Genomic DNA, 25117 nt, shown 5'->3' on the forward strand with positions numbered 1-25117 from the left:
AGGAGCACGCCATGACAACATCACAGGAACAACGCCATATATTCTACGACAGCTGTCTCGGTATCGAGGCATACCAGCTGAGCGGCATCGTACAGAAATTCCCCAATCATTTTCACGAATGCTACGTCATCGGCTTTATAGAAGGCGGCTGCCGCCATCTGTGGTGCCGCGGATCCGAGTACGATCTGTCGAGAGGGGATTTGATCCTCTTTAATCCCAAAGACAATCACTTCTGTTCTCCCATGAACGGAGAGCTGCTGGACTACAGGGCGTTAAACATACCCGTGCCTGTCATGAAAAAAGCGGCCGCCGACATCACTGGAAAAGAATTTGTCCCACAATTCACCGTAAATGTAGTCTATCACAGCGATATCACCACATCGCTGGCCGATGTCTACAATGCCATTGTAACCGACGCGTCCCCCTTTGAAAAAGAGGAAGCATTCTTTTTCCTGCTGGAGCAGATCCTTAAGGAGCACAGCGCTCCTTACGAAGAGCATAACGGAGTCTTTTTGGACAGCGCCATCGCCGATACGTGTGAATATCTAAAGGAACATTATTCCGAAAATATCACGCTGGAAGAGCTGACCGAACAGATTCATCTGAGCAAATCGTGGCTGCTCCATACCTTTACAAAGCAGACGGGAGTATCCCCGTACCGCTATCTCCAGTCCATCCGCTTAGAAGAGGCGAAGAAGCTGTTAGAGCAGGCGGTACCTCCCATCGACGCGGCCGCCAGGGCCGGTTTCACCGACCAGAGTCATTTCACCCGTTTTTTTAAGGATTTCACAGGGCTGACTCCGAAGCAGTATCAGAAAATATTTACAGAATCCGGCAGGGACACCACCGCCGGCACGGAGGAATAAACAAATGTCAGAAAAGTCTAACATGACGGGCCATCTTGCGGCCGCCGTCACCATCTTCATCTGGGGAACCACCTTTATCTCAACCAAGGTTCTGCTGGTATCCTTTACACCGCTGGAAATCCTGTTTTTCCGCTTTTTTATCGGGTACGCAGCGCTGTGGATCGCAGCCCCCCGCCTCCTCCATACCGGAGACAGAAAAGCGGAGCTGCTCTTCGCAGCGGCCGGCCTCTGCGGCGTCACCCTCTATTTCCTCATGGAAAACTTCGCACTGACCCTGACCCAGGCAGCCAACGTGAGCATTATCATCTCCGTGGCCCCGTTCTTCACCAGCCTCTTCGACTGGCTGTTCATGAAGGGAGAAAAGCCCGGGCGCCGTTTCTTAACCGGCTTCGCGGCGGCCATGCTTGGAATCTCCCTCTTAAGCTTCCAGAAGGATACCGGTGTACAGCTGAGCCCCAAAGGAGATTTTCTGGCCCTGGCGGCGGCCATCACCTGGGCGGCCTACTCCATACTCACGAAAAAGATCGGAAGCTATGGGTACGGAACCATCGAGAGCACCCGCAGAACCTTTTTCTACGGCCTCCTCTTCATGGTACCGGCGCTGTTCTTCCTGCCTTTCCGGATCGCTCCGGCTCGTTTCATGCTGATGCAGAACGCGCTCAATATTCTCTTCCTGGGATTCGGCGCTTCCGCGCTCTGCTTTGTCACCTGGAACTTCGCGGTACGGGCTCTGGGCTCCGTAAAGACGAGTGTCTACATTTACGCGGTTCCGGTGATTACGGTGATCACGTCCTTAATCTTCCTGCATGAGGTTATCACCTGGCAGTCCGTATGCGGAATCGTGCTGACACTGGCTGGGCTCATGATCTCAGAGAGCCGGTTCCCATTAAAACAGTCCTCCCGAAAACCTTCGGTTGACATCGGTATGGACAGACCTTAAAATGAAGGTAACGGATCAGATAAACTGATCAAACCTGTCATTACAAAGGAGAATCTGCCCCATGATAAATATCCGCTTACTGACTGCCGCTGCGGCCGCCGCGGCCCTGCTGTGCCTGACGGGCTGCCAGCCTAAAGAAGACCCGCTCTATCTCGGCAATAATGCCATTGTTCTGGAAACCGATGAAGGCCGGAACGGACTTTACGTAAAGGATGCGGATAATGGCGGCGCAAGCGGCGATTCCCTGTTCGGGGAACGCTGCTTTATCGACTGCTCCCACGCCCAGTTATACTATTACGGCCTCGGCACAGAAGAACTGACGGAAATGAAACTGGGGGATCTGCTGGCCGGAGATGAGGTGACGATCGATCTAAGGGAGTCGGAAGTGAAGAAGGCCGGAAGCGGCAGTGCTTCCGCCGAAAAGATACAGCTGATGACTCAGCGCATGTCTGCGGAGAATCAGTCCGAGGAGAGGTCCGGAGAGTCTGGCGGCGGCAGCGGCGGCTCCGACAGCGGCAGTTCCAGCAGCGGCAGCTCCGGCAGCAGCGGCTCCGGCGGCGATAACGCCAACAGCGCAGACTCCGACAGCCCCCGCCAAGCAGAAGCGAATGCCGAAGTCCCCGGCAGCCGGGCTGCGTCCCTGGAAGAATCGGACTATAAAGGCTTTGCCGAACAGATTCAGCATATTTTCTCGGAGCGCGATATCGAAGCGCTGGCCCGGCTCTGCGCCTATCCCGTTTACGTGACGACAGAAGCCAACACGGAGGGGCTGGATGTCGCAGATGCCGCCGGTCTGAAGGCCCAGAAGGACGACATTTTTACAGACGCCATGCTTCAGGCGGTCGCCGGTGTCGATCCCGATCGTCTGACACCGTCACAGGCAGGCATCTTCGTAGGCAGCGAATCCGGATCGCCCGGTCTCTTCTTTTCCTTAGCGGAAGATGGATATCTGAAAATTATGGGCATCAACGCAGAGGTACTCAGTCAACAGGAATAAAACACAGGGGAGCCGGAACAGACGGTTCCCTTTTTTGTGTAATAGGAAAGTGCTCCGCGCTAAGGAAGTATGGCAGCTGAAGCAGCTGCACTTCAGCGCGAGAGTCCGGCTCGTCAGACTCTTTACTCTACGTCAGGATCATTTTCTGAGGAGACAATATGCAACACTTTCCCAAATCTGTTGTTTAAGCAACAGTTTCTCCAATCTGTTGCTTGATATTTGAAGGAAATCTGCTTAAACTTGGACTCAAATTCAAACCATCGGACAGTTTCCGGCGGCGAATCAGGGAGGAATGAATATGTATAAGCAGTTAAAGGAACTCGTCACCCAGTATGTGGATGTCAGCCCGGAATCCATCACCAGAGATTCCCGCTTCGTTGAAGACTTAGAATTTGACTCTCTGGATTTTATAGCGATGATCGGAGACATCGAAGAGCACTTTCAGATTGAGATGGACATCAGTGATTTACTCGAGATTACAACGGTAGGAGACGCACTGCACTATATCGAACATTACGCCGTGTCACAAAAGGCAAACGCTTCTGCAGCGTATGAGTGAATGCAGATACTTGAAAGAAGCGGTTTCGGGAGTATCATTCCCGAAACCGCTTCTTTCCTGACTTCTATTACTATTCTCACAGAATATCCTTCATCCCATTTAGAAATACGCTGCTGATAAATCCGGCCACCACCTCGGGAGGGCTTTCAAAATCCTCTTTCATCCACTTATGCAGGACGCCCACCACTCCTCCGATGGAATAGGCAACCGCGTACTCACGGCTCAGCTTGTCGCCGTCATTCTCCTTCCCGGATAATCCCGCCATGTATTCCGAGATCATCCTCAGAAGCTTTTTGATGAACCGGCTTTCCTGGCCATTGGTCAGCACGCAGTATACGGTCCGGTTTTCATAGATATACTGACAGAAACACTCAAAATAACGGCGGCTGACATCCTCTTCCCGGTTCGGATGGAAGCCCCGCATCATTTCCAGCACGTGCTCCATGACCCCATCCTCGATCTGTTCCAGCAGATCATAGATATCCTGGTAATGATGGTAGAACGTACAGCGGTTGATCCTCGCCCGTTCCGTCAAATCCCTGATCGTAATCCGGTCGACGGATTTGGCCTTCAAAAGCTCTAAAAATGCCTCCTGCAGGAGCCTGTCCGTTCTGCTGTAACGCAAGTCCTTTTTCTCACCGTTCAAGGCCGTTCCTCCTGTTCTGCCAGACGAATTTCCCCTTCCCCCGATACACAGGCCGATAACACATACCCCCCTGCCAGAATCCACTGACGGAACTTCCATCCGGTCTTTTCACATGTGATTCCCCCGTCATCACCAATTTGAAAGGAAATGTCCTGCAGAGGCACAGTAATACCGCATCCCATCGCTTTCACGCAGCTCTCCTTCAGAGTCCAGAACCGGAAGAACAGCTCCTCCCGCCCGGCTTCTCCCGCTGCCTCCATCTGTCGGAGCTCCGCCTCAGAAAGCACTCTCTTTAAAAGCGGCTCCCGGTACGGCCGCACATATTCCACGTCGATTCCCACGGAGCAATCCCCGACGGCAAGCACGGCCAGTCCCATACAGTGGCTGATATTGAACTGAATCTGCGGATACTCCCTTAAGTATGGCTTTCCGTGTGCTCCCTCAATCAGATCCGGCTTTCGGCCATCTCCACCGTCAATCCCATACTGCTCCCTTAAGGCTCTCCGCAGGAGCAAAAGTCCCTGCTCATGCTCAGTCTCTCTCTTATTGCCCCCTGTCCCCGGTTCAAAAAAAGCGCGATAAATCCAGACCATAGTGCCTCCAACTTCTGTATTTCAACCAATTTTCCTTTCATTTTACCATAGTCTGCGGCAAATGTCACATTGAAATGCAGATGCAGCCTTCACTCAGCCGCATTCATCAGGACGATCCATAAAAAGAACGGCAGGCAGAAGCCGCCTCTTCCATTCCGTTTTATAGGAACCAGGAGATGTCTTCTGTCAGCCGTTCTCTTTATTTTCTTAATTTACTGGCCGCATTTTACCGTTTGATGCAGAATGCATTTCTTCCAGGGTAAACAGCCGTCTCGCCCAGCTCTTCCTCAATTCTGAGAAGCTGGTTATACTTCGCCACACGCTCACTTCTGCTGGGCGCGCCTGTCTTAATCTGGCACGTATTAAGAGCCACCGCAAGGTCTGCAATGGTCGTGTCCTCCGTCTCACCCGAACGATGGGAAGCGATCGCCGTATATCCGGCCTTATGAGCCATCTTGATAGCCTCTAACGTCTCCGACACGGAGCCGATCTGATTTAACTTGATCAGAATGGAATTGCCGCATCCGGAATCGATTCCCTTCTTCAGTCTCTCTGTATTGGTTACGAAGAGGTCGTCGCCGACCAGCTGTACTTTGCTGCCCAGAGAGGCCGTCAGCTTCTTCCAGCCTTCCCAGTCCTCCTCGTCGAGAGCGTCCTCGATGGACCAGATCGGGTACTTCTCACAGAGCTGTTTCCAGTGTCCGATCAGTTCCTCCGAAGTAAAATGCTTCTTGCATTTCGGAAGCAGGTACTCGCCCTTTTTTCCGCTCTTCCACTCACTGGAAGCCGCATCCATAGCCAGAACGAAATCGTGTCCCGGTTCATATCCGGCGCGTTTTACCGCCTCTAAGATCAGCTCGATGGCTTCCTCGTCGCTTCCTAAGTCCGGAGCGAAACCACCCTCGTCACCGACAGAGGTAGCCAGGCCTTTCTCTTTTAAAATAGACGCCAGACAGTGGAATACCTCGGTACACCAGCGGAGTCCCTCACGGAATGTGGGAGCGCCGACCGGCATAATCATGAATTCCTGTACATCAACGGTATTCGCCGCATGAGCGCCGCCGTTTAAGATATTCATCATCGGCACCGGAAGCCTGTTTCCTGAGATTCCGCCCAGAAAACGGTATAACGGGATTCCCATGGATATGGACGCGGCCCGCGCGCAGGCGATGGAGACCGCCAGAATGCTGTTGGCGCCCAGCTTTGATTTGTCCTTCGTTCCGTCCGCCTGGATCATGGCGTGATCGACCGCGTAAATATCCGACGCATCCATGCCTGTCAGGACACCGGATATGACCGTATTGATATTTTCGACAGCCTTCCTGACGCCTTTTCCGCCAAAACGTTTCTTATCTTTATCTCTCAGCTCCAGAGCCTCAAATTCACCGGTAGATGCACCGCTCGGCGCCGCGCCTCTTCCGATGGTTCCGTCAGCGAGCCATACCTCTGCCTCCACGGTCGGATTTCCCCTTGAGTCAATGATTTCCCGTCCGATAACCTTTTCTATTTCCAGATAGTCCATATTCATTCTCCTTTCATCTGCCCGTTCCTTTTAGGATTCCTCCAGAACCGTCAGCAGATCATCCACTGTTTTTCTGCCGAATACCACCTTCCTGTCATTGATGATCGTACACGGCACACTCATAATCTGATACTTTTCTTTCATCTCCGGATAATGGGCCAGATCGAAGGCCCACGCCTCCACACCATCATGTTCCGCGGCGATTCTGCCCGCCGCCATAACCGTGGCCGGACACATGGTACAGGACAGGGAGACCGCAATCTTTATATTCACCGGTCCCTTCAGCTTCCCGATCCGGGTTCTCTCTTCGTCCGTAATCGGCTGCCCCGGCCCGGCCGCGTTATAGATTGCGAGAACAAAAGAATTGAACTCATGGCCGCCCGGAACCGCATAGAAACGAATCCCGGTCTCATCTCCGTTCTCCTTTAAGATGCGGAGCACCGGATACTCTTCATCCTCTTTGCCCTTATCCGATTCACGGCGGGATCTGCATTCCACCATATCCGAAATATCGCCGAGTTCTTCAAGAAACTGCTCCATTTCATCCGCCATGGGACTGCCGTCGAGGACACCCTCAACGACTATTCTATTCTGAAGCCCGGAAAATAAGTCCGCAAGCTGGGATTTCATCTCCCCGGTAATCAATACACCGTCGTTTAAGTCAGAAACAGAGGTGTGTTCTACATTCTTTGTCCGCTTTTCTTCTATATCCGCTTTCCATCCGGCCAGCTCCGGTTTTTCGTATGTCTCCGAAACGTACCGTTCCAGGGAAGTCGCAGCCACGGCTCCATCCGAGACAGCGGTCACCACCTGACGCAAATTCTTTACGCAGACATCCCCGGCCGCGTAGACGCCATCCACACTCGTCTTCTGGTCCCGGTCGGTGATGATATAGCCCTGTCCATCCAGCTCCACCAGACCCTTCAGCCATTTCGTATCCGGGACGTATCCGGCAAATACAAAAATCCCGAAGGAGGTTCCTTCCGGTGCTTCGTAGCTCCACTCCTTCCCGGATGCGTTGTCCTTAAAACGAGCGCGCCGAAGCAGTCCGTCTCCAGCCGCCTCTAAAATCTCCGTTTCGTAGTGTACCTCGATCTTCTCATGATTTTTCGCCTTGTCCGCTACGGCCTTCGCACAGGTGAAATCCTCCTCACGGACGATGATCGTAACCTTTCTCGCGTACTTCGTCAGGAATACAGCCTCTTCCGCCGCCGCAAATCCTCCGCCGATGACGAAGACATCCATTCCCGTAAAAAATTCACCGTCACAGGTAGCACAGTAGGCAACGCCGCGACCCTGATATTCCCGTTCGCCCGCAAAGCCCAGCTTTCTGGGATTGGCTCCCACCGCCAGAACGATGCCGGGAGCCTGGTACTCTCCCTTGTCAGTCTTCACCGTCTTGATCTCCCCGGCCAGATCGATCCCCTTAACCTCCGCCATGGCAAATTCTGCGCCAAAGGCTTCCGCCTGTCTTCTCATCTGTTCCGTCAGCTCGGTGCCGTTCGTCTTCTCCACGCCGGGATAATTGACGATCTCCGATGTAATGGTAATCTGTCCTCCCATTTTCTCCTTTTCCAGGACGAGGACCCGGTATTTTGCCCTCGCCGCGTAGAGGGCGGCCGATAATCCGGCCGGCCCCGCTCCCACGACGATGACGTCATACTGCCCAGTCATATTACAGAAGCCCAACCAGGTTCAGGCTTGGCTTTAACGTCTCAGCACCCGGTTTCCATTTAGCCGGGCAAACCTCGTCGCCATGCTCCGCCACGAACTGGGAAGCCTGTACTCTGCGGAAGAGCTCATCGGCATTTCTGCCCACATTTCCGGCGATCACTTCATAGGCCACGATCCTGCCTTCCGGATTGACAATAAAGGAACCGCGCTCCGCCAGACCATCCGCTTCGATCATCACATCAAAGTCGCGGGCCAGTGTGCCGGTCGGATCCGCCAGCATCGGATACTGAATCTTCTTAATGGTCTTCGATACGTCATGCCATGCCTTATGCACGAAATGAGTATCGCAGGAGACGCTGTAAATCTCGCATCCGATCTTCTTGAAGTCCTCATACTTGTCCGCCAGGTCCTCAAGCTCCGTCGGGCACACAAAGGTAAAGTCCGCAGGATAGAAGAAAAATACAGCCCATTTTCCCAGCACATCCTCCTTCGTTACCTCTTTAAATTCATTATTTACAAAACTCTGTACTTTAAACTCTCCGATTTCTTTTCCAATTAATGACATAATTTTTATGTCTCCTTTCTGCCAATTTATCCATAAGTAATATGGTTCATTTATAGGGAAATTATAAGTTAGTTGTATCTAACTTATAGGAACATTATAGCATCCAGGGATTGGGAAAGTCAATAATCAGTATTGATTATTATTATCATTTTATCATACTGAAATTTGGATATATTTTCTATTGTAAAAAATCAATGATGAGCTACCTACACAGCCTTACTCCACTACCTCTCTATGAACGCACACTCTTCCGCCATCCGGACACTTCGCATCGAATTGCCTTGCCTGAACAGCACCATAATCCAATTCCGTCCCATTCTGCAGTGCGAACACATAGGGATAAAGGATATTCCAAAGCTCATGGCATATCGGCGGGCAATTCTATCCTTTTGCTCAAAACGGGCAGGCTTTCTCCCGCCGAATCAATTGCGGAGAACAACTTGACAGCCTCCGCTTTCCGCCTTACAGTATAAGAAAAAGTCACCCAAAACACATCAATTATGAAAGAAAAAGGAATTATTCATTATGGAAATGCGTGTAGAAAAAATACTGGAGCAGCTCAAAGCAGCCTGCACCAATATCTTATCCGCGAATTTAACCGGGATCTATCTTCATGGTTCGCTGGCGTTAGGCTGTTTCAACTGGGATAAGAGCGATATTGACTTTATCGTCGTGACGCGGACGGCGCCGACACAGATGGAAAAAGAAAAACTGATCAAAGACTTGTTAAAAATCGACCGGATCAGCCCTCCAAAGGGCCTGGAAATGAGTATCGTACTTGAAAAATACTGCCGTAATTTCACTTACCCAACCCAGTTTGAGCTTCACTTTTCTAACGCGCACAAGCAATCGTGCTGTGATGATGTAAGCGGATACTGCGCCCGCATGAACGGTACCGATCAGGATCTGGCCGCGCATTTCACCATAATCAGGAAGGCCGGCATCACCCTTTACGGAGAAGCGGCGGATACGCTCTTTGGAGATGTCCCTAAAGCAGATTACCTGGACAGCCTGAAAAGTGACGTTAAAAACGCGGTGGAAGAGATTGGGGAAAATCCGGTTTACCTCATCCTGAATCTTTGCCGTGTATGCGCCTATAGCAAAGAGGGGGCCATCCTCTCCAAACAGCAGGGGGCGCACTGGGGACTGAAAAATCTTCCGTCCAGGTACGCTTCCCTCATTCGCAGTGCCGAAGATAGCTATAGCAATGCGGAAGAAAGCTATGGCAGTGCAGAGCCATTTTCAGCCGATGGAGGAATCGAACTGCTCGAGGATTTCGCCAGATCCATGGTCACTGAGATATTCGGTCAGTGACCACAGATCCAGTTACTGTACCGCAGAACTCTCCTCTAGTACAGCGTTGCATAAATTAACTGAGTAATAGTGCTTGATATCTGCGTCAGGTGTGTGCCTGCGTCCGTCTGTTGTTATAAAGAAACATCACCACCGCCATCGCGCAGATCATCACATACCCCAGCACGCTGAACCGGTCCGGTACCTGGCCGAATATAACAAAGCCCAGTACGGCGGAAAAGATGATCTGGGAATAATCGTAGACCGAGATCTCCCTGGCCGGGGCATGACAGTACGCCGCGGTGATCGCAAACTGGCCACCCGCCGCCGCAAGGCCTGCCAGCAGCAGAAATCCCAGCTGTGCCCACGTCATCCCATGGAACCGCACCAGAAGGTAGGGAAGCGTCACCAGACAGGAGAATCCGGAGAAGAAACAGACGATAAACGGCCCCTTCTCCCCACGGATCCCCAGCGACCGCACAAAGGTATAGGCGGCTCCCGCACTCATGCCTCCCAGCAGTCCGATCAGAGCCGGTACAAGCTCCATGTTGAGAGGAGACGGCTTGATGATAAAGAGGCTTCCGGCAAATGCGCCCGCCACGATGACTGCCTGAGCCGGCTTTACCTTTTCCTTTAAAATCAGAAAGCTGAACAGAATCGCAAAAAACGGCGACATCTTATTAAGCATGGAGGCGTCTGCCAGCACCAGATGATCCACCGCATAAAAATTACAGAGAATTCCGATGGTACCGAACGTGGAACGCAGAATCAGCTGCCACAGATTCTCCTTCTTACCGGAAAAGCCCACGTGATCCCGTTTCATCAGAATGAGTGCAAAGAAAAATGCCACCAGATTCCGGAAAAAGCTTTTCTGAATGGACGGCAGATCTCCCGACAGCCTGACAAACAGATTCATCAGCGCGAAGCAGAACGCCGAGCATACGATAAACACAATTCCTTTATAACGCGATTTCATGGCCTGCTGCTCCTATTCATTGGAAAGCCAGAAATTAAGCTTATCGTCGCTGTACTCCAGCTTGTAACGCAGTTTTCCAAAGAATTCCTCCAAAGCAGCATACAGCTCCTCGTACTGGCCGTCACATCCGCACTCACTCAAAGGCTCAATCCAACAGGACTGTTTTCCGCACGCATCCCGCAGATGAATCCTGAAATTTAAGCACTTTTCCTTCAAAAACGCATCACAGTCCACTACCTCACGAAGCGATATCACATTTTTCATTGTTTTACTTCCTTTCTCTCCTAAAATAATTCAACCGCCTTATAAAAACGCTGCCGCATTTTATAAAACGGTTGAACTTCTTCCCACATTATGACTCCTGATTCTTATACTTCTCCGCCTGTGCGGCAATCAGTTCCATATCATCAAAATAGTTGATCTTCATGGCTCTTTTCACGCCGGCCAGCGTATCCGCCGCCACACGCTCCGCCTTCTCGCTGCCTTCCTTTAAGATCTGATAGACATAAGGAATGTTGGCCTCGTACTCTTTTCTTCTGGCACGGATCGGGGCCAGCTCCTCCTGAAGAACGCTGTTTAAGAACTTCTTCACCTTTACGTCGCCCAGTCCGCCGCGTTTGTAGTGATCCTTCAGTTCATCCAGATTCTTGTAATCCGGAAGATACTTCTCAAACGCATCTGCCTTACAGAAAGCATCCAGATACGTAAAGACCGTATTGCCCTCGATCTGTCCCGGATCGGAAACCTGAATGTGGTTCGGATCGGTGTACATGCTCATGACCTTCTTCTTCACATCGGCCTCGGTATCGGATAAATAGATGCAGTTGCCCAGAGACTTGCTCATCTTCGCCTTTCCGTCGGTTCCCGGAAGTCTTAAGCAGGCCTGGTTGTCAGGAAGCAGAATCTCCGGCTCCACCAGAGCGTCCCCATAGACAGAGTTAAACTTTCTGACGATCTCTCTCGTCTGTTCGATCATCGGCTCCTGGTCCTCGCCTACCGGCACGGTAGTCGCTTTAAATGCCGTGATATCCGCCGCCTGGCTGATGGGATACGTAAAAAAGCCTACCGGGATGCTGGCTTCAAAATTCCTCATGGCGATCTCCGACTTCACAGTCGGGTTTCTCTGAAGCCTGGCAACGGTAACCAGATTCATATAATAAAAGGACAGCTCCGTCAGTTCCGGAATCTGTGACTGGATAAACAGAGTCGATTTTGCAGGGTCAAGGCCGCAGGACAGATAATCCAGAGCCACCTCAATAATATTCTGACGCACCTTCTCCGGGTTGTCCGCATTATCAGTCAAAGCCTGCGCGTCGGCGATCATGATAAATATCTCATCAAACTCACCGGAATTCTGCAGCTCCACCCTGCGTTTTAAGGAGCCCACATAATGGCCGATATGAAGTTTACCCGTTGGCCGGTCCCCCGTCAAAATAATCTTTTTCATGTTGTAATACCTCCAATGTATTTAGCTTTCCCCATTATAGCACAACATGTCTGTCTGTTGCAAGTTTAAATGCCCCTGCGGTTATCTTCGCAGAGGCACGAAAAACGTAACCTATAAATGAATCCTTCTCCGGTATTCCGCCGGCGACTCGCCATAATACTTCTTATAGCTTTTGCTGAAATAATCGTAATCGCTGTATCCTAAGTTCTCGCAGATCTCAGCCGCCTGGCTTCCCGCCGCCAAAAGCTCCTTCGCCCGCTTCATTCTGCAGTCCAGCAGATAATCCTTAAAATTATGGCCGGTCTTATCCTTGAATAGAATGCTGATATAGGATAGGGACACGCCCCAGCTCTCCGACAGCGCCTTCAAGGACACGCCGCCCGGGTTATCCCTTATCTGGCTTAAGATATCTCCCAGCAGCGCATCCGACTGCTTCTCATGAAAACACGATATCTCCTGCTGCCTGTCGAACTGCTCTTCCTTTCTGATCTGTATCATTACGCGGTTAATCAGCTCCAGCAGCTCATCCTGGGCGACCGGCTTCGTCACATACCCGCTGGCTCCAAGGGAAATGGCCTTTTTCGCATAGGCAAAATCCTCATATCCGCTGATAAATATGATCTTGGAGGCGGCGGAATGCTCCCGGATCTTATCGCTCAGCTCCAGCCCATCCATACCAGGCATACGGATATCAGTCAGAACGATATCGGGAAACCGCCTTGCATCCGTTATCATACTCCAGGCATCCTCCCCGTCACAGGCCGTGTCGATTTCCGTAATGCCCGGTACCTCGGACAAGAGATACAGAATACCGTCACGAATAAATTTTTCATCCTCTACAATCATCAGATACATCGTCCAAACCTTCCAATCCGATCAGGGGAATGACGACACTGGAAATCACGCCGCCTCCCATTCTCTCTTCCACAGTCACATGATACTTCTTTCCGTAAAGCATGGTGAGCCGTTCATTGATATTCTGCAGCCCATATCCGCCGTGGTGATATCGGGCGCCTTCTCTCTGCTTCCCGCACAGCCCCACGCCGTCGTCTTCCACCGTGATCACGATGTCATTTTCCCGGCGGACAAAGGAAATGATGATCGTTCCCGGCCCCCGTTTCGGCTCGATCCCGTGAAGGATGGCGTTTTCCACCAGCGGCTGTACGATCAGCTTCGGGCAGATGCACGGCTTCAATTCCTCGTCCACATGAATCTCAAAATCAATTTCCGCCTTCTTATACTGTTCAATGGTGACATAGCTCTGTATGTGGCGAACCTCGTCACCCACTGTGTAAAGCTCCTTCCCATGGTTTAAGCTCAGCTTAAAAAAGTCGGAAAGTGACTTCACAATCTTACAGATATCCTGATTGGATGAGCGGTATGACATCCAGTTAATCATATCGAGGGTATTGTACAGGAAATGAGGATTGATCTGCGCCTCGAGGGCTCTTAGGCCCGCCTCCTTCTCCTTGATGCGGGCCTCATATACCTCGTGAGTCAGACGCTCGATGTTATTGCTCATGGAATTAAATTCATTTCCCAGCATCCCGATCTCATCCGCCGCGTCATCCGTCACCCTGACGCTTAGGTTTCCCTGGCTGAAGATCTTCATGCTCTCCGCGATGTTCTGTACCGGTTCCGCCACGGTCCTGGTGATCAAAAGCGACAGGCAGATAATGATGCCAATGCTCACCAGACAGATAACGGCAGCCAGAATCCCGATTCCGGCAAATGACCGGACCAGTTCATGGTAATCCTTAAAAATGGCAATCTCCCATCCGGTACCGGCCATATTCTGGAAAAGCACCTGATACCTGCCCGATTCCAGCTTCCAGTCTGCCTTCCACATATCCTCGGAATCCCGGTAGCCCGATACCCGGAATCCAGCCTCATTTAAATCTCCATCCGCAATATCGGCAATACTCCCATTTCCCGCTCCGGAACAGATCAGACCGCCCTCCTCATCGTAAACGGCGATAACCGCATCGGTCTGCACCGTCTTCATCTCTTCCTTCAGCTCATCCGTCCCCACATAGAGAAGCACCCATCCTGTGGTCCTTCCATTGAAATAATTAATAATCTGCCTGGAGAAAACGATAATCTCTTCCCCCTCCTGCTCCGTTCCGTGCCACAGATGCAGCCGGTCCGGACTCTCCTTCGCCCGGGCTCTCGCCTCGCCGGAGAGCGCCGTGTAGCGGTCGTCGAAAATCCCTGTAACGAACTCCCCGTTCCTGTCCAGGATTTCCGCGCGCACACCGCCCTTAATCTGGCTTAATTCGGCCAGCAGCTTGCCCTGCAGATCTCTCGTCAGAGCAGTCCGGTCGAGAAGGCTGATATCCATATTCAGCTTGCGCACGCTCTTGACCACATCAGCGTCAGAGGCAAACGCATTGATTCTCTCCTCCTTGGCTCCGGTCACGATTCCGATCCGGTACTGGATCGTCCCCAGCGCCTGTATGGACTGTTCCTCGTAATTGTCCATAATCGTATGGTAAAGCCTGACGCCCATGATGACCCCCAGCACCGCCATCGGCAAAAGTGAAACGATCACAAAACCGATAAACAGCCTTCTCTTTAAGCCAATTCTTCTGAGAAGCGCGGGAATTCGCTTTCTCCTATCCCCCAAGCACGATCCCTCCCTTTTCTTACGTATCAGAGGCCAGGAACTTTTTGTCTCTGTCCTTCACAAACCAGTAGACGTCAAAGCCTTCCTGCCATTCTTCCTCCGTCCTGCACAGGTACTCTTTCAGCTTCCGGTATTCCTCCGAAACCCGATCCTCTGCTCCCAGTCTCCTGTATTTTAGCATACTTATGTACATTTCGGCAGCCCTGCCGGAATATAACAGATATTTCCATGCCATCCGGTCCTGTATCTTCTCATCCCCAAAATTCTTCTCAAAAAGAGGCCGGTAAGTTCTGATTAAATCGGCCGCCGCTTTCAGCTTTTCCACAGCCTCCGCGCATACTCCCGGATCATCGTTCTCCGGCTGCTCCATATACGACAGTGCAGAGAGCTCTTTACAGTAGGAAAGTACCACCTCCGCCTGATCACCGTAGACCATGCGGAAATACTTCCGCGCCAGCATTTCAAAGGTACAGCTCCTGTTCCAGAGCGTTTCAGCCATCACATACATTCCAAAGCCCGTAGGTGCAAATACCCTGGTCTGCTGGCAGCTCACATACCCGTCAAAGCCCGCCTCTTCCAGGTTCACCAGGTCCTTCCACAGAATTTCCGCCGATCCGTAATCCCCCCAGTCCCGGAACTGATTCCACATATAATGATAATCATACAGAAAGCTGTCCCCCCGAAAAAACTGCTTCCAGGCGCTGCAGTAATGCATATTTTCCCCCGCATTTACCGGAAATCTGCACTGATTCCGTTTATAAGGCGGAATCAGCGGCGTCTCTTCCACCGGAAGCGGCGTCCGGTAGGACCGGGTAATCGGCGCAAACATGAACACAAATCGCTCCGGATTTAGAAGCTTCGCGCTGACAGGCGGCCACAACAGATCATAATATGCCAGAAATACTACCTTTACGGGACTGCCTTCCTTTGAAAGCACCTCATCCACCTGATTTAAAATCTCAATATACCAGTCGGAAGGCCGTTTCGCGGCGCACGCCCCGCATTCACAGCTATTGTTTCCGTCATCGGCAAGCCACACATGGACCATGTCCAGCCGAGGGTTCCCGTGAATGTAATGAAGGATCTCCCGAACCAGCAATTCTCTCACCAGCGGGTTGGAGCAGCACAGGCTGGTGTTCAGGGGAACGCCATGAAACAGCCCCCTCTTCCCGTCTATCATCGCCAGATACTCCCTGCGCTCCTCCGGCACCTTCTCCTCCGCCATAGGATCCCATCCCGTACCGGGCAGCTCCGCCGCTCCCGTCGTAAAGCCGTGGCCTCCCGCCTGCCAGATCAGCCCCAGCTTCTTTATATGGGGCACGAGAATTTCTTTCACAAATGCGTCCACCTCTTCTTCCGAGGGAACCGGTTCCTTCTCGTAATATGGATTATTGGTATGGAGGTACCACGTCTTGAAAAACTCATAGGGAATCTTAAACTGTGTGAAATACGTGTTAAAGCCCGCCTTCGGAAGCCAGGTCACAAAGCGCATAATATTTTCAAATGACACGGCGCCTTCTATACAGATTCCGCGGTACCGGCTGGAAGCCTCCTCCCTGATATTTACCGTGTGGGGCCCCACCGATGCCGGAATCCGTTCCCCCTCCCGGTCCGGCCTCAGAAATGCAAAGCCCAGCTCTTTTAAATACCGGTAGGCCCCCAGCAGCACGCTGCGGTTATTGGACCCCTTTATGGATCCCCCGAGATCCGTTACTGAGATGGCGTAGGCGTCTACATTCCGCCGAACGGAGTGAGGGGGAGTCTCCACTACATTCCGCCGAACGGAGCGAGGGGGAGTCTCCACTACATCCCGCCGAACGGAGCGAGGGGGAGTCTCCGCTGCATTCTGCCGAACGGAGTGTGAGGGACTTTCCGCTGTATCCCGCTGGCTGGAATGAGGAGAACGCTCCAGACACTGCCCTTCCTTTCCCCAAAACTCTTCCGGTGTCACCGCCAGCTCCAGTATCTTTATATACGGGCTGTGCGTCTCCCGCACCGAGGTCCAGGCGGACACGCCGGCCAGGCTTAAGTAACGTTTTAGTTCCTCCGCCGCGTAGAGGATCGTTTCCCGTTCATTGCGGCACAAAATCAGTACACTTTCTCTCATCTGCTCATCCTTTCACGGAACCGGAAGTCAATCCGCCCACCAAATACTTCTGTGCAAATATAATCATGACGAACGCCGGAAGAACCGCGATGGTTGCCGCCGCGCTCATGGAAGCCCAGTCTGTCGTATTCTGCATCATAAACTGCCGGATTCCCACTGACAGTGTCCGCAGATTCTTATCCTGGATAAAAATACTGGCGATCGTATACTCATTCCACACATTCATCAGAGTAAACACTCCCACCGATGCCACTCCAGGCAGAGAAAATGGGAGGATGATCCTCCAATACGCCTGAAAGCGGCTGCAGCCGTCGATCATGGCGGCCTCATCCAGCTCCGTCGGAATATCATCGAAAAACCCTTTCAGGGTCCAGATACCGAACGGCAGATTGATGGCCGTATAGATGAGGATAAGGCTGAAATGGGTATCCACCAGATGAAACCGGCTGAGAGTCACATAAAGCGGAATCATAATCAGCATGGCCGGCAGCATCTGAAGGATAATGAGAAACATTGTATATCCGTCAAAAAGCACGCCGCGGCACCGTGACAGTCCGAAACCGGCCATCGTAGAAAATGCCACACACAGCGCCGTCACGATCAGCGCCACGAAGATCGTGTTGACGAGAGACTGTGCAAAAGAGGTCCTGGTAAGCACATGGATAAAATTATCCAGCGTGGGATGCAGCGTGAACAGCGAGACGGTTGACAGCGTCTCGGACCTCGGTTTTAGCGCGGTTCCAATCATGGACAGAACCGGTAAATTGGCGGCCGCGCAGAAAAAGATCAGAAGCGCATAGATGATCCCCTTTTTATTTTTCATACGTCATCCTTTCCCTTCTGCATTTTCATGTAAACTGCGCAGAAGAACAGAAGAATCACAAGAGTCATCATGGAAATGGCGGATGCATACCCCATCTGTCCCCGGTAGAACGCGGTATTATATGTATAGATCGGAAGCGTAAAGGTCGCCTCCAGCGGCCCGCCCTGCGTCAGAAGATAGATAATATCAAAATTGTTAAAGCCCCAGATGAACATCAGAGTCACGACCACCATGCTCACGTTCCGGATCATCGGCAGTGTAATATAGAAAAATGTCTTGATTCCCGTGGCCCCGTCCATCCTGGCCGATTCGTAGACATCCTCTGGAACGCCCTGGAGCCCGGCCAGCAGCGACATGCACATAAACGGATACGATTTCCACGTTCCCACCACGATGCATGTGATCCGCGCCATCCTCTGATCCGCAAAGAACAGAATCGGCCCATCCGTCAGATGCAGTCTCTGCAGAATCACGTTCACGATTCCCGACTGGTCATTTAAGATCCACAGCCAGTTCGCCGTAGCCACTACGGTCGGTATCGCCCATGGAATCAGAATCAGACCGCGAAACAGCGCTCTTCCCTTAATCTTCTGATTCAGCAGAACGGCCAGAAAGAGTCCCAGCACGTAGCTGGCGGCCACACAGATAAACGCATACTCCAGGGAATACACCAGGGACGGCCCCATGGTCCTGTCCGAAAACAGCTTGATAAAATTGGCAGCGCCCGTAAACCGGACCGTCTGTCCTTTCTTTAAAATATTCGTATTGGTAACACTTAAATAAATGCTGTTAAACAGCGGATAAAAGCTGACCAGCAACAGAATGATCGTCGGCATGACCAGCATTTTAAGACCAAACCTTCTCCGGTTTTTCTCCATCAGCAGTCCCTCCTTTTTTAATGAAGGTCCGGCCTTTTATAAAAGCCGGACCTCTCTGGTCACTACTCTTCTGTTGCGATGTCGATTGCTTCCTGGATCTTTTCTGCCTGAATTCTGGCGATCTCGTCGGTATCCACCTTACCGTTAAGCGCCTCCTGTGCGCTGTAATTCATTGTCTGCTCTCCATTTACCTGAGAGAATCCCGGGAAAATGTTCTCGATCGGCCAGGTACACGGTACTGCGGTCGGCACGATCTTATTTAACACGCCCTGGGCAACCTTGTTGTTAAAGGTCTCACCGCTGAAGAAGGATTTCTTCGCCGGATACGCCCAGCATCCGCCTTCGGTATATAAAGCGCTGCTGTTCTCTGCCCACCATTTTACAAACTTCTTCGCTTCCTCCGGGTGCTTTGTCTGTGAGAATGCCATCAGAGCGTCACTAAAGCTGGAGGTTCTGACCGCGGTTCCGTCCGGTCCCTTAAATGCGCTGTAAACCTCGGTATTTTCCAGAATCTCCGGATAATCAAAGATGGAAGCCGGGAAGCTGGTAAACCAGAACACGGACTTGCCGCTGTAATACAGTTTCTCCGCATCCGCCGATTTATGCCCCAGGACACCATCAGCCACATAGCCTTTTTCCTTGAATGTTTTAAACAGATCGATGGCCGCCTTATATCTGTCATCCGTACTTCCCGGCGTACCGTCCTCCTTCACGATTCCAGCGTCATTGCTCATGGCGAAACACATGAAATAGTGCCACAGTCCCATGTCGGCTCCCGCGAAATCCAGAGGAGTCAGATCCGGGCGAACCTCTTTGATCTTCTCACACGCCGCCAGCAGCTCTTCCCAGGTCTCCGGAACCTTTTCGATTCCGCACTCCTTTAAATAATCGCTGCGGTAAAAGATTCCTCTGTATCCCACCATATAAGGAACTGCGATTTGATCGCCGTCGTAAGTAAATGATTTCATTGTGGCTTCCCCATAGTCATCAATGGTTCCATCCTGTTTCCACTCCGCCACTACGTCATTAAGTTCCAGAGCCTCGCCCATTCTGGCGTACATATCCGGAAGATCCAGAGCCACACTGGCCACGTCCGGCGCCGCATTAGAGCTGACCGCGGTTAAAAACAGCTGGTAATAATTATCCCACGGCTGTACCGTAACCTCGATATTCACGCCCGGATTCTCGCTCTCATACTGTGCAATCAATTTTTCGCAGGTCTCTAAGTAGGCGTCATCGCTACCATAGTTCATCTCCCAGAACTGCAGCGTTATCTCGTCCTTCTGCTCCTCTTTGGCTGTCTGTGCCACGGTCTCTGCTTTTGCGGTAGTCGTCTCCGCCTCTGTTTTCGCTCCGGCCGTGTCTCCTGCTCCGGAAGTGCCGCTGTTCCCCGCACAGCCGCAGAGTCCCGCCATAACGGCCGCCGTCAGCGTCAGAGTAATCCATCTCTTCTTCATTGTAAAACCTCCCTCTCGTTTGTCCTCTTGATCTGTTGCTTGTCCCCTTACCCTGGAGCGTGTTTGAAAATTTCTTATCGTCAGCTGTGCGTCACACTTTGTGGGAGATTTGTTCCCCATGAAGGAAACGTAGCAGGCTACGCTGTCTAAGATGGGGCCAAATATGCCGCGCAGTGGCGCGCAGATGGCGGATATGAATTTTCAAACACGCTCCAGCTTTCATAGCTTCCTTATGTCAAAACTTCTTACTGCCTGATAAGTCTATTATAAGTAAGAGGAGGGACAATCTTCAACGGAGATAATTTTATAAAACCTGTAAATTTTTTACTTTCGCTCGGCTGAAGTCTCCGGCATGGCTGAAGTCTCCGGCATCGCTGAAGTCTCCGGCACGGCTGAAGTCTCCAGCCGGTCCTCCAATAAAGTCTTTGAGACCTTCATGGCATGGATTATCTTTTCGTACCGCCTAAACTGTGCCGTCCCCTTCTCGTATTTCGACTGCGCCTTCTCACATTTACTGATTATAGAAACAATTGGAGGAACCGTTGATTTCAGTTCCTCCATTAAAAAGCCTTCTCCCAGTATTTCGCAATTGTCCAGTGCTTCGTATTTCCCCGTCACTTCGCATTTCCTCGTCTCTTCGCATTTCCTCGTCTCTTCGTATTTCCTAGTCTCTTCGTATTTCCCCGTCTCTTCGCATTTCCTCGTCTCTTCACAACTCACCGCGGACAGTCGCTCCCCCATTCGCAAAAGTTCTGTTTCAACCAGTTCCTTTGAGAGATAAAGCGCCCTAATTCTGTTTTTCAAAAGCGTATGCTGAGAGGTGCCTTCTCTGAATTTAGTCTGTGCATTCTCGCACCTCCCCACAATCGAGGCAATCACAAAAAGCGTCTCTGTCAATTCCTCTTTGCTGAGATGAATCATCCTATTTTTCTCCTGATTTCCGTTTGCTTCCACTGTTTACCAACATTACAGCCGTTCTATAAATTCTTCTCAATTGGAATCCATAGCTGGCACACATACTTATCCGACTGCATATCTCCCGTCGGATAAACCTGAATATCAAGTCCGCTGCAGGGCTGGTATTCGCTGCTAGGGAAGAATTCGGAATAGACCGTATGCTGCATTTTCTGAAAAGCCTCGGGAATAGGACCGACACATTCAAAGACCGCCCAGGTGTGAGCCGGAATCTTCTCCACGCTTAATTCTTCCGCAACCGGTCCTCCATCATACATCATGCCGATCGCATAGACAAATTCGTTCGCTTGCGGAATTTCACTCAGGCAAAGCCCAAGCAGTGCATCTCCAAAGATCCCTTCCTTCGGATTCCGTTCAAACAGCTCAAGCATAGTCTTATCTGTCCAGCACTCTCCCCAAAACTCTGGCAGCTGCCTGTTGCTGGTCTCCAAATCACAGGAGAAATTTTTCTTTTTTACAATAACCTCTAACTCACCCATCTTTTCAATTCTGTACTTCATGGTACTGCCTCCGTCTAAAATAAGTTTTACGGAAAGGCGTGAAAAGGATTTTAACTTTGCTCTGCCCGACTTCGCCTGTACTGGTGTTATCCCATGAAAACGCGAAAATGCTCTTCCAAAACTCTCCGGCGAATCATAGCCATACTTAAGAGCCGCATCAATCACCTTTATATCAGTAGACGCAAGTTCACTGCCGGCAAGTGTGAGCCGCCTCATCCTGATATATTCCCCCAGAGAGTATCCGCACAAAATCCCAAATACCCGCTGAAAATGGTACGGTGAATAATTTGCCTGTGCCGCAATATCCGCCGCCTCCAGGTCTTCTGTCAGATGACTCTCAATATAGTCGAAGGCCTTCTGCAAGCCGCTGATCCAGTTCATCCTCTCATCTCCTTCCGTATAGCCCTATTCTATCCTGTCATCGCAGATTCATCCTGACTTTTTATGCTCCCGGATGTCAGTATACCACGGTCATACACCACCTGCTCGTTGTTGTTCATACACCACGGTTCCTGTCAGGTTCCCATCCTACTTTTCTTCGTAAAACGCCTCAAGAATTTCAGCCAGCTTTTCCGGCGCCTCTACATTCACTTCGTGCCCGCAGCCTTCCAATATCTTTATTCTCGCCCCATGAATCTTCTCTGCCATCATTTCAGACGCCCCTCTGTTTGCCCGGTCCTTCTCCCCGCAAACGATCAGCGTCCTGCAATCCACTTTATCCAAATCTTCTTTGAAATCCAATGCCATCATAGATTTTGTCAACTGAATCAGTTCTCTCTTACCTATCCCCATTTTCTTAAAAATCCCATTCGGCATCAACTGAAATATCATATTCTGCAATCTTAAAAGCCCCTTCGGCATCACGCACTGTCCCCCTATCAAGACCAGTGACTTTACTCTTCCCGGATGCTCCACCACATAATTTAACGCAATCACAGCGCCCAAAGAAAGACCACAAAGCCCAAACTCCGTTTTTATAGACTCACAGTACGCCGAAAAAGCCTTATATACTTTTCTGTATGAAATCTCTGATCCCTCTTTAAATGCAAATACGTTCAGACATTGAATCTCTTCCTGCTCTCTCATGCAGGAAACTGTTTTATTCCAACTATCTGGCCCCTGTCCAAGTCCATGTATAAAAATATACTTCACTCTTTGCTCTCCTCAATCTATTTATTTACTTTTATCGTCTGAGAACTGATTTTTTGCGTAAATCTAATACACTCTGCCATTACTGATGTAGTCCCCTCAACGGTTCATATTTGCAATAATCTTACGATTTTAAATGCACACTGCCAGCGCTGGCGGAAACATCTACAAAACTGAGATGTTCATGGCTGCGGGTGTATTTCAATCCACTCTGATATCGCTGGCGAGGACCTGAATACTACGATGCCATGATTAAGTACCAGCGAATTTCAATCCACTCCGCCATCGCTAGCGGAGACCGAAAAATCCTTTGACTTTGCCGTATGGCTTAACATTTCAATCCACTCCGCCATCGCTAGCGGAGACAACCCACTTATCAAAGTGTATCATGACATCTGGAAATTTCAATCCACTCCGCCATCGCTAGCGGAGACGTCCGGGCATGGACCTGTAAGTACAGTATAAGACGATTTCAATCCACTCCGCCATCGCTAGCGGAGACATCTCCCGTCAGCCCCGGATACCTGGCGGCTGATATTTCAATCCACTCCGCCATCGCTAGCGGAGACTTAAAGGAGGGAGGAAAACGGGGATGGGCATCAATATTTCAATCCACTCCGCCATCGCTAGCGGAGACCGGTTCTACGATTTAAAGGCACGTTGCTATCAGGATTTCAATCCACTCCGCCATCGCTAGCGGAGACAGATTATACAGCTTAAAGGCAAGGCGGCTATACTATTTCAATCCACTCCGCCATCGCTAGCGGAGACCATATCAAATTGCGGAAAAGTACTGCTTTAAAGATATTTCAATCCACTCCGCCATCGCTAGCGGAGACGCCTGGCGGGGCTGATAACATGATTATAGCAGAAGGATTTCAATCCACTCCGCCATCGCTAGCGGAGACTTTATTTGCCTTTATCCTCTGCGTAATGATAATATTTCAATCCACTCCGCCATCGCTAGCGGAGACCATCTGAGCATTTACACTTGCTATTTCCTGTATGATTTCAATCCACTCCGCCATCGCTAGCGGAGACGGTACAGTCGTGCCGTTCTTTCAGAGCGTAGCGATTTCAATCCACTCCGCCATCGCTAGCGGAGACCCTAAAGGTAGAATTATACTAGCTAAGCTTTTTATTTCAATCCACTCCGCCATCGCTAGCGGAGACTGGCGGAAGAGCGCCGTAGCTTACGGTTTGGATTATTTCAATCCACTCCGCCATCGCTAGCGGAGACATCGCAGATAATAAAATTTTTAACCTGGGTGTAGAATTTCAATCCACTCCGCCATCGCTAGCGGAGACGAGAATCGGGAGAAAGGCTACTGCGGACAGTATACATTTCAATCCACTCCGCCATCGCTAGCGGAGACTCTTTGACCTGCGTATATGCCGTCTATGGTTCAATATTTCAATCCACTCCGCCATCGCTAGCGGAGACACGATGGATATGGTTATGGTTGAGCTCTTGCGCTGATTTCAATACACTCCGCCATCGCTAGCGGAGACGGTGGTATCGCAGGCCAGACGGGACATATCCGGCATTTCAATCCACTCCGCCATCGCTAGCGGAGACGCTCCTCGTTGCCAGTTGGCTTTGTGTCTTTGAGATTTCAATCCACTCCGCCATCGCTAGCGGAGACGCAGTGGGACTTTGTAGTGGCGTTCGATGAGAAAATTTCAATCCACTCCGCCATCGCTAGCGGAGACGGACACTATGATCTTAAAAAATGGAACTATTATTATTTCAATCCACTCCGCCATCGCTAGCGGAGACAATGATAAGACCAAATGGGACAAAATCAGCAAAGATTTCAATCCACTCCGCCATCGCTAGCGGAGACGGAATTGTACCGGAAGCGTATCATAGTGATTGGATTTCAATCCACTCCGCCATCGCTAGCGGAGACCAAGAGTTACCATGTTGCGGTAAAACTGATTAAATTTCAATCCACTCCGCCATCGCTAGCGGAGACAAATTGCGAACTATCTTCTTCGGTATCGTCAAACAATTTCAATCCACTCCGCCATCGCTAGCGGAGACAAGGTATTTAAATCCTCGCCTCCATAGTTGGTCAATTTCAATCCACTCCGCCATCGCTAGCGGAGACTTGAGGCTGTGGAGTCTAAAAAGATCAAGGTGGAATTTCAATCCACTCCGCCATCGCTAGCGGAGACCGGCAGCGGTAACTAATAGAGAGTATTTTTTTGGAATTTCAATCCACTCCGCCATCGCTAGCGGAGACATTGCGGGACATTGCAGAGGTATTAAGTATCACGATTTCAATCCACTCCGCCATCGCTAGCGGAGACCATGAACTCGGTCACGCCCTACTGCACTGGCGTATTTCAATCCACTCCGCCATCGCTAGCGGAGACACAAGACAAAGTATGAGCAGTCAAAAGCAGAATATATTTCAATCCACTCCGCCATCGCTAGCGGAGACGCATGGGAAGCTACCCCGTATAAAAGCATAGCGGATTTCAATCCACTCCGCCATCGCTAGCGGAGACTTCCCAG

General features: G+C 50.8%; 24 protein-coding genes and 1 CRISPR repeat array (1 of these 25 only partly in view). Of the genes, 6 read left to right on the plus strand and 18 right to left on the minus strand.

The window, feature by feature from the left end:
• The first annotated feature begins 11 nt into the window (after nucleotides 1–11).
• From H8S80_RS20345 to H8S80_RS20360, 4 genes are all read left to right on the plus strand, one after another.
• Complete coding sequence (locus H8S80_RS20345) at nucleotides 12–866, plus strand: AraC family transcriptional regulator (RefSeq protein WP_002603429.1); 855 nt, start codon at nucleotides 12–14, stop codon at nucleotides 864–866.
• A 4-nt stretch (nucleotides 867–870) separates the two neighbouring features.
• A complete protein-coding gene (locus tag H8S80_RS20350) occupies nucleotides 871–1806 on the plus strand; it encodes a DMT family transporter (protein ID WP_002603428.1) in 936 nt (311 codons plus the stop codon).
• 61 nt (nucleotides 1807–1867) lie between these two features.
• Nucleotides 1868–2803 (plus strand): hypothetical protein, encoded by a 936-nt coding sequence (locus H8S80_RS20355; protein ID WP_147335868.1) that lies wholly within the window; start codon nucleotides 1868–1870, stop codon nucleotides 2801–2803.
• A gap of 298 nt (nucleotides 2804–3101) precedes the next feature.
• Nucleotides 3102–3362 carry an acyl carrier protein gene (locus H8S80_RS20360; protein ID WP_002603426.1) on the plus strand — a complete coding sequence of 87 codons (261 nt, stop codon included), beginning with the start codon at nucleotides 3102–3104 and terminating at the stop codon, nucleotides 3360–3362.
• 76 nt (nucleotides 3363–3438) lie between these two features.
• Here the strand turns inward: H8S80_RS20360 and H8S80_RS20365 are convergent, their stop codons facing one another.
• The 6 genes from H8S80_RS20365 to H8S80_RS34340 form a co-directional block, all read right to left on the minus strand.
• Nucleotides 3439–4008, minus strand: coding sequence for a TetR/AcrR family transcriptional regulator (locus H8S80_RS20365; RefSeq protein WP_117630895.1), 570 nt, complete (start codon nucleotides 4006–4008; stop codon nucleotides 3439–3441).
• The gene (locus tag H8S80_RS20370) at nucleotides 4005–4601 is read right to left on the minus strand and encodes a 4'-phosphopantetheinyl transferase family protein (protein ID WP_117630896.1); all 597 of its coding nucleotides are present in this window, start codon (nucleotides 4599–4601) and stop codon (nucleotides 4005–4007) included. The genes H8S80_RS20365 and H8S80_RS20370 overlap by 4 nt, the downstream gene beginning before the upstream one ends.
• A gap of 226 nt (nucleotides 4602–4827) precedes the next feature.
• Nucleotides 4828–6123: a phosphopyruvate hydratase gene (gene eno / locus H8S80_RS20375; RefSeq protein ID WP_002603423.1), complete on the minus strand. Its 1296-nt coding sequence runs from the start codon at nucleotides 6121–6123 to the stop codon at nucleotides 4828–4830.
• Between the two features lie 30 nt (nucleotides 6124–6153).
• The gene (locus tag H8S80_RS20380; protein WP_117630897.1) at nucleotides 6154–7797 is read right to left on the minus strand and encodes an FAD-dependent oxidoreductase; all 1644 of its coding nucleotides are present in this window, start codon (nucleotides 7795–7797) and stop codon (nucleotides 6154–6156) included.
• 1 nt (nucleotide 7798) lies between these two features.
• Nucleotides 7799–8362 carry an alkyl hydroperoxide reductase subunit C gene (gene ahpC / locus H8S80_RS20385; RefSeq protein WP_002603421.1) on the minus strand — a complete coding sequence of 188 codons (564 nt, stop codon included), beginning with the start codon at nucleotides 8360–8362 and terminating at the stop codon, nucleotides 7799–7801.
• 216 nt (nucleotides 8363–8578) lie between these two features.
• A complete protein-coding gene (locus H8S80_RS34340; protein WP_117630898.1) occupies nucleotides 8579–8731 on the minus strand; it encodes a TIGR04076 family protein in 153 nt (50 codons plus the stop codon).
• A gap of 156 nt (nucleotides 8732–8887) precedes the next feature.
• Between H8S80_RS34340 and H8S80_RS20395 the strand changes: the two genes are divergently transcribed.
• Nucleotides 8888–9676 (plus strand): aminoglycoside adenylyltransferase domain-containing protein, encoded by a 789-nt coding sequence (locus H8S80_RS20395; RefSeq protein WP_243007850.1) that lies wholly within the window; start codon nucleotides 8888–8890, stop codon nucleotides 9674–9676.
• Nucleotides 9677–9761: 85 nt separating this feature from the next.
• On the opposite strand, the gene H8S80_RS20400 is transcribed toward H8S80_RS20395, so the two are convergent.
• From H8S80_RS20400 to H8S80_RS20440, 9 genes are all read right to left on the minus strand, one after another.
• Entirely contained in the window at nucleotides 9762–10631 is an 870-nt protein-coding gene (locus H8S80_RS20400) for a DMT family transporter (protein WP_025530617.1), read from the minus strand.
• Nucleotides 10632–10643: 12 nt separating this feature from the next.
• Nucleotides 10644–10895: an RDAC family protein gene (locus H8S80_RS20405; RefSeq protein ID WP_002603419.1), complete on the minus strand. Its 252-nt coding sequence runs from the start codon at nucleotides 10893–10895 to the stop codon at nucleotides 10644–10646.
• Between the two features lie 88 nt (nucleotides 10896–10983).
• Complete coding sequence (gene trpS, locus H8S80_RS20410) at nucleotides 10984–12078, minus strand: tryptophan--tRNA ligase (RefSeq protein WP_002603418.1); 1095 nt, start codon at nucleotides 12076–12078, stop codon at nucleotides 10984–10986.
• Between the two features lie 111 nt (nucleotides 12079–12189).
• Nucleotides 12190–12933 (minus strand): response regulator transcription factor, encoded by a 744-nt coding sequence (locus H8S80_RS20415; RefSeq protein WP_025530618.1) that lies wholly within the window; start codon nucleotides 12931–12933, stop codon nucleotides 12190–12192.
• On the minus strand, nucleotides 12908–14704 hold the full coding sequence (locus tag H8S80_RS20420) for a sensor histidine kinase (protein WP_002603416.1): 1797 nt from the start codon (nucleotides 14702–14704) through the stop codon (nucleotides 12908–12910). Before H8S80_RS20420 ends, H8S80_RS20415 begins: the two co-directional genes overlap by 26 nt.
• 19 nt (nucleotides 14705–14723) lie before the next feature.
• On the minus strand, nucleotides 14724–16811 hold the full coding sequence (locus H8S80_RS20425; protein WP_117630899.1) for a DUF4838 domain-containing protein: 2088 nt from the start codon (nucleotides 16809–16811) through the stop codon (nucleotides 14724–14726).
• A gap of 4 nt (nucleotides 16812–16815) precedes the next feature.
• Entirely contained in the window at nucleotides 16816–17634 is an 819-nt protein-coding gene (locus H8S80_RS20430) for a carbohydrate ABC transporter permease (protein ID WP_002603414.1), read from the minus strand.
• A complete protein-coding gene (locus tag H8S80_RS20435) occupies nucleotides 17631–18512 on the minus strand; it encodes a carbohydrate ABC transporter permease (RefSeq protein WP_002603413.1) in 882 nt (293 codons plus the stop codon). The genes H8S80_RS20430 and H8S80_RS20435 overlap by 4 nt, the downstream gene beginning before the upstream one ends.
• 62 nt (nucleotides 18513–18574) lie before the next feature.
• Entirely contained in the window at nucleotides 18575–19969 is a 1395-nt protein-coding gene (locus H8S80_RS20440) for an ABC transporter substrate-binding protein (protein WP_117630900.1), read from the minus strand.
• Between the two features lie 63 nt (nucleotides 19970–20032).
• Between H8S80_RS20440 and H8S80_RS35135 the strand changes: the two genes are divergently transcribed.
• The gene (locus H8S80_RS35135) at nucleotides 20033–20119 is read left to right on the plus strand and encodes a DUF6783 domain-containing protein (RefSeq protein ID WP_417087835.1); all 87 of its coding nucleotides are present in this window, start codon (nucleotides 20033–20035) and stop codon (nucleotides 20117–20119) included.
• A 174-nt stretch (nucleotides 20120–20293) separates the two neighbouring features.
• Here the strand turns inward: H8S80_RS35135 and H8S80_RS20445 are convergent, their stop codons facing one another.
• The 3 genes from H8S80_RS20445 to H8S80_RS20455 all read right to left on the minus strand — a co-directional run bounded on the left by H8S80_RS20445 (nucleotide 20294) and on the right by H8S80_RS20455 (nucleotide 22596).
• Entirely contained in the window at nucleotides 20294–20890 is a 597-nt protein-coding gene (locus H8S80_RS20445) for a hypothetical protein (protein ID WP_117630901.1), read from the minus strand.
• Between the two features lie 56 nt (nucleotides 20891–20946).
• Nucleotides 20947–21825, minus strand: a complete 879-nt coding sequence (locus H8S80_RS20450; RefSeq protein WP_117630902.1) for an AraC family transcriptional regulator — start codon at nucleotides 21823–21825, stop codon at nucleotides 20947–20949.
• A gap of 147 nt (nucleotides 21826–21972) precedes the next feature.
• Nucleotides 21973–22596 (minus strand): alpha/beta fold hydrolase, encoded by a 624-nt coding sequence (locus H8S80_RS20455; protein WP_002603408.1) that lies wholly within the window; start codon nucleotides 22594–22596, stop codon nucleotides 21973–21975.
• Between the two features lie 195 nt (nucleotides 22597–22791).
• Nucleotides 22792–25117: a CRISPR direct-repeat array (repeat unit 33 nt; unit sequence ATTTCAATCCACTCCGCCATCGCTAGCGGAGAC); it runs 2196 nt beyond the window's last position.

The organism is Hungatella sp. L36 (assembly GCF_014288035.1).

Bases quoted from the DNA above. Each gene is read 5' to 3' on its own strand.
- H8S80_RS20415 (WP_025530618.1), bottom strand. From the start codon at position 12,933: ATGTATCTGATGATTGTAGAGGATGAAAAATTTATTCGTGACGGTATT.
- H8S80_RS20395 (WP_243007850.1), top strand. From the start codon at position 8,888: ATGGAAATGCGTGTAGAAAAAATACTGGAGCAGCTCAAAGCAGCCTGC.
- H8S80_RS20350 (WP_002603428.1), top strand. From the start codon at position 871: ATGTCAGAAAAGTCTAACATGACGGGCCATCTTGCGGCCGCCGTCACC.
- H8S80_RS20445 (WP_117630901.1), bottom strand. From the start codon at position 20,890: ATGATTCATCTCAGCAAAGAGGAATTGACAGAGACGCTTTTTGTGATT.
- eno (WP_002603423.1), bottom strand. From the start codon at position 6,123: ATGGACTATCTGGAAATAGAAAAGGTTATCGGACGGGAAATCATTGAC.
- H8S80_RS20435 (WP_002603413.1), bottom strand. From the start codon at position 18,512: ATGGAGAAAAACCGGAGAAGGTTTGGTCTTAAAATGCTGGTCATGCCG.
- H8S80_RS20430 (WP_002603414.1), bottom strand. From the start codon at position 17,634: ATGAAAAATAAAAAGGGGATCATCTATGCGCTTCTGATCTTTTTCTGC.
- trpS (WP_002603418.1), bottom strand. From the start codon at position 12,078: ATGAAAAAGATTATTTTGACGGGGGACCGGCCAACGGGTAAACTTCAT.
- H8S80_RS20405 (WP_002603419.1), bottom strand. From the start codon at position 10,895: ATGAAAAATGTGATATCGCTTCGTGAGGTAGTGGACTGTGATGCGTTT.
- H8S80_RS20425 (WP_117630899.1), bottom strand. From the start codon at position 16,811: ATGAGAGAAAGTGTACTGATTTTGTGCCGCAATGAACGGGAAACGATC.
- H8S80_RS20345 (WP_002603429.1), top strand. From the start codon at position 12: ATGACAACATCACAGGAACAACGCCATATATTCTACGACAGCTGTCTC.
- H8S80_RS20355 (WP_147335868.1), top strand. From the start codon at position 1,868: ATGATAAATATCCGCTTACTGACTGCCGCTGCGGCCGCCGCGGCCCTG.
- H8S80_RS20450 (WP_117630902.1), bottom strand. From the start codon at position 21,825: ATGAACTGGATCAGCGGCTTGCAGAAGGCCTTCGACTATATTGAGAGT.
- H8S80_RS20380 (WP_117630897.1), bottom strand. From the start codon at position 7,797: ATGACTGGGCAGTATGACGTCATCGTCGTGGGAGCGGGGCCGGCCGGA.
- ahpC (WP_002603421.1), bottom strand. From the start codon at position 8,362: ATGTCATTAATTGGAAAAGAAATCGGAGAGTTTAAAGTACAGAGTTTT.
- H8S80_RS20440 (WP_117630900.1), bottom strand. From the start codon at position 19,969: ATGAAGAAGAGATGGATTACTCTGACGCTGACGGCGGCCGTTATGGCG.
- H8S80_RS20400 (WP_025530617.1), bottom strand. From the start codon at position 10,631: ATGAAATCGCGTTATAAAGGAATTGTGTTTATCGTATGCTCGGCGTTC.
- H8S80_RS20370 (WP_117630896.1), bottom strand. From the start codon at position 4,601: ATGGTCTGGATTTATCGCGCTTTTTTTGAACCGGGGACAGGGGGCAAT.
- H8S80_RS20360 (WP_002603426.1), top strand. From the start codon at position 3,102: ATGTATAAGCAGTTAAAGGAACTCGTCACCCAGTATGTGGATGTCAGC.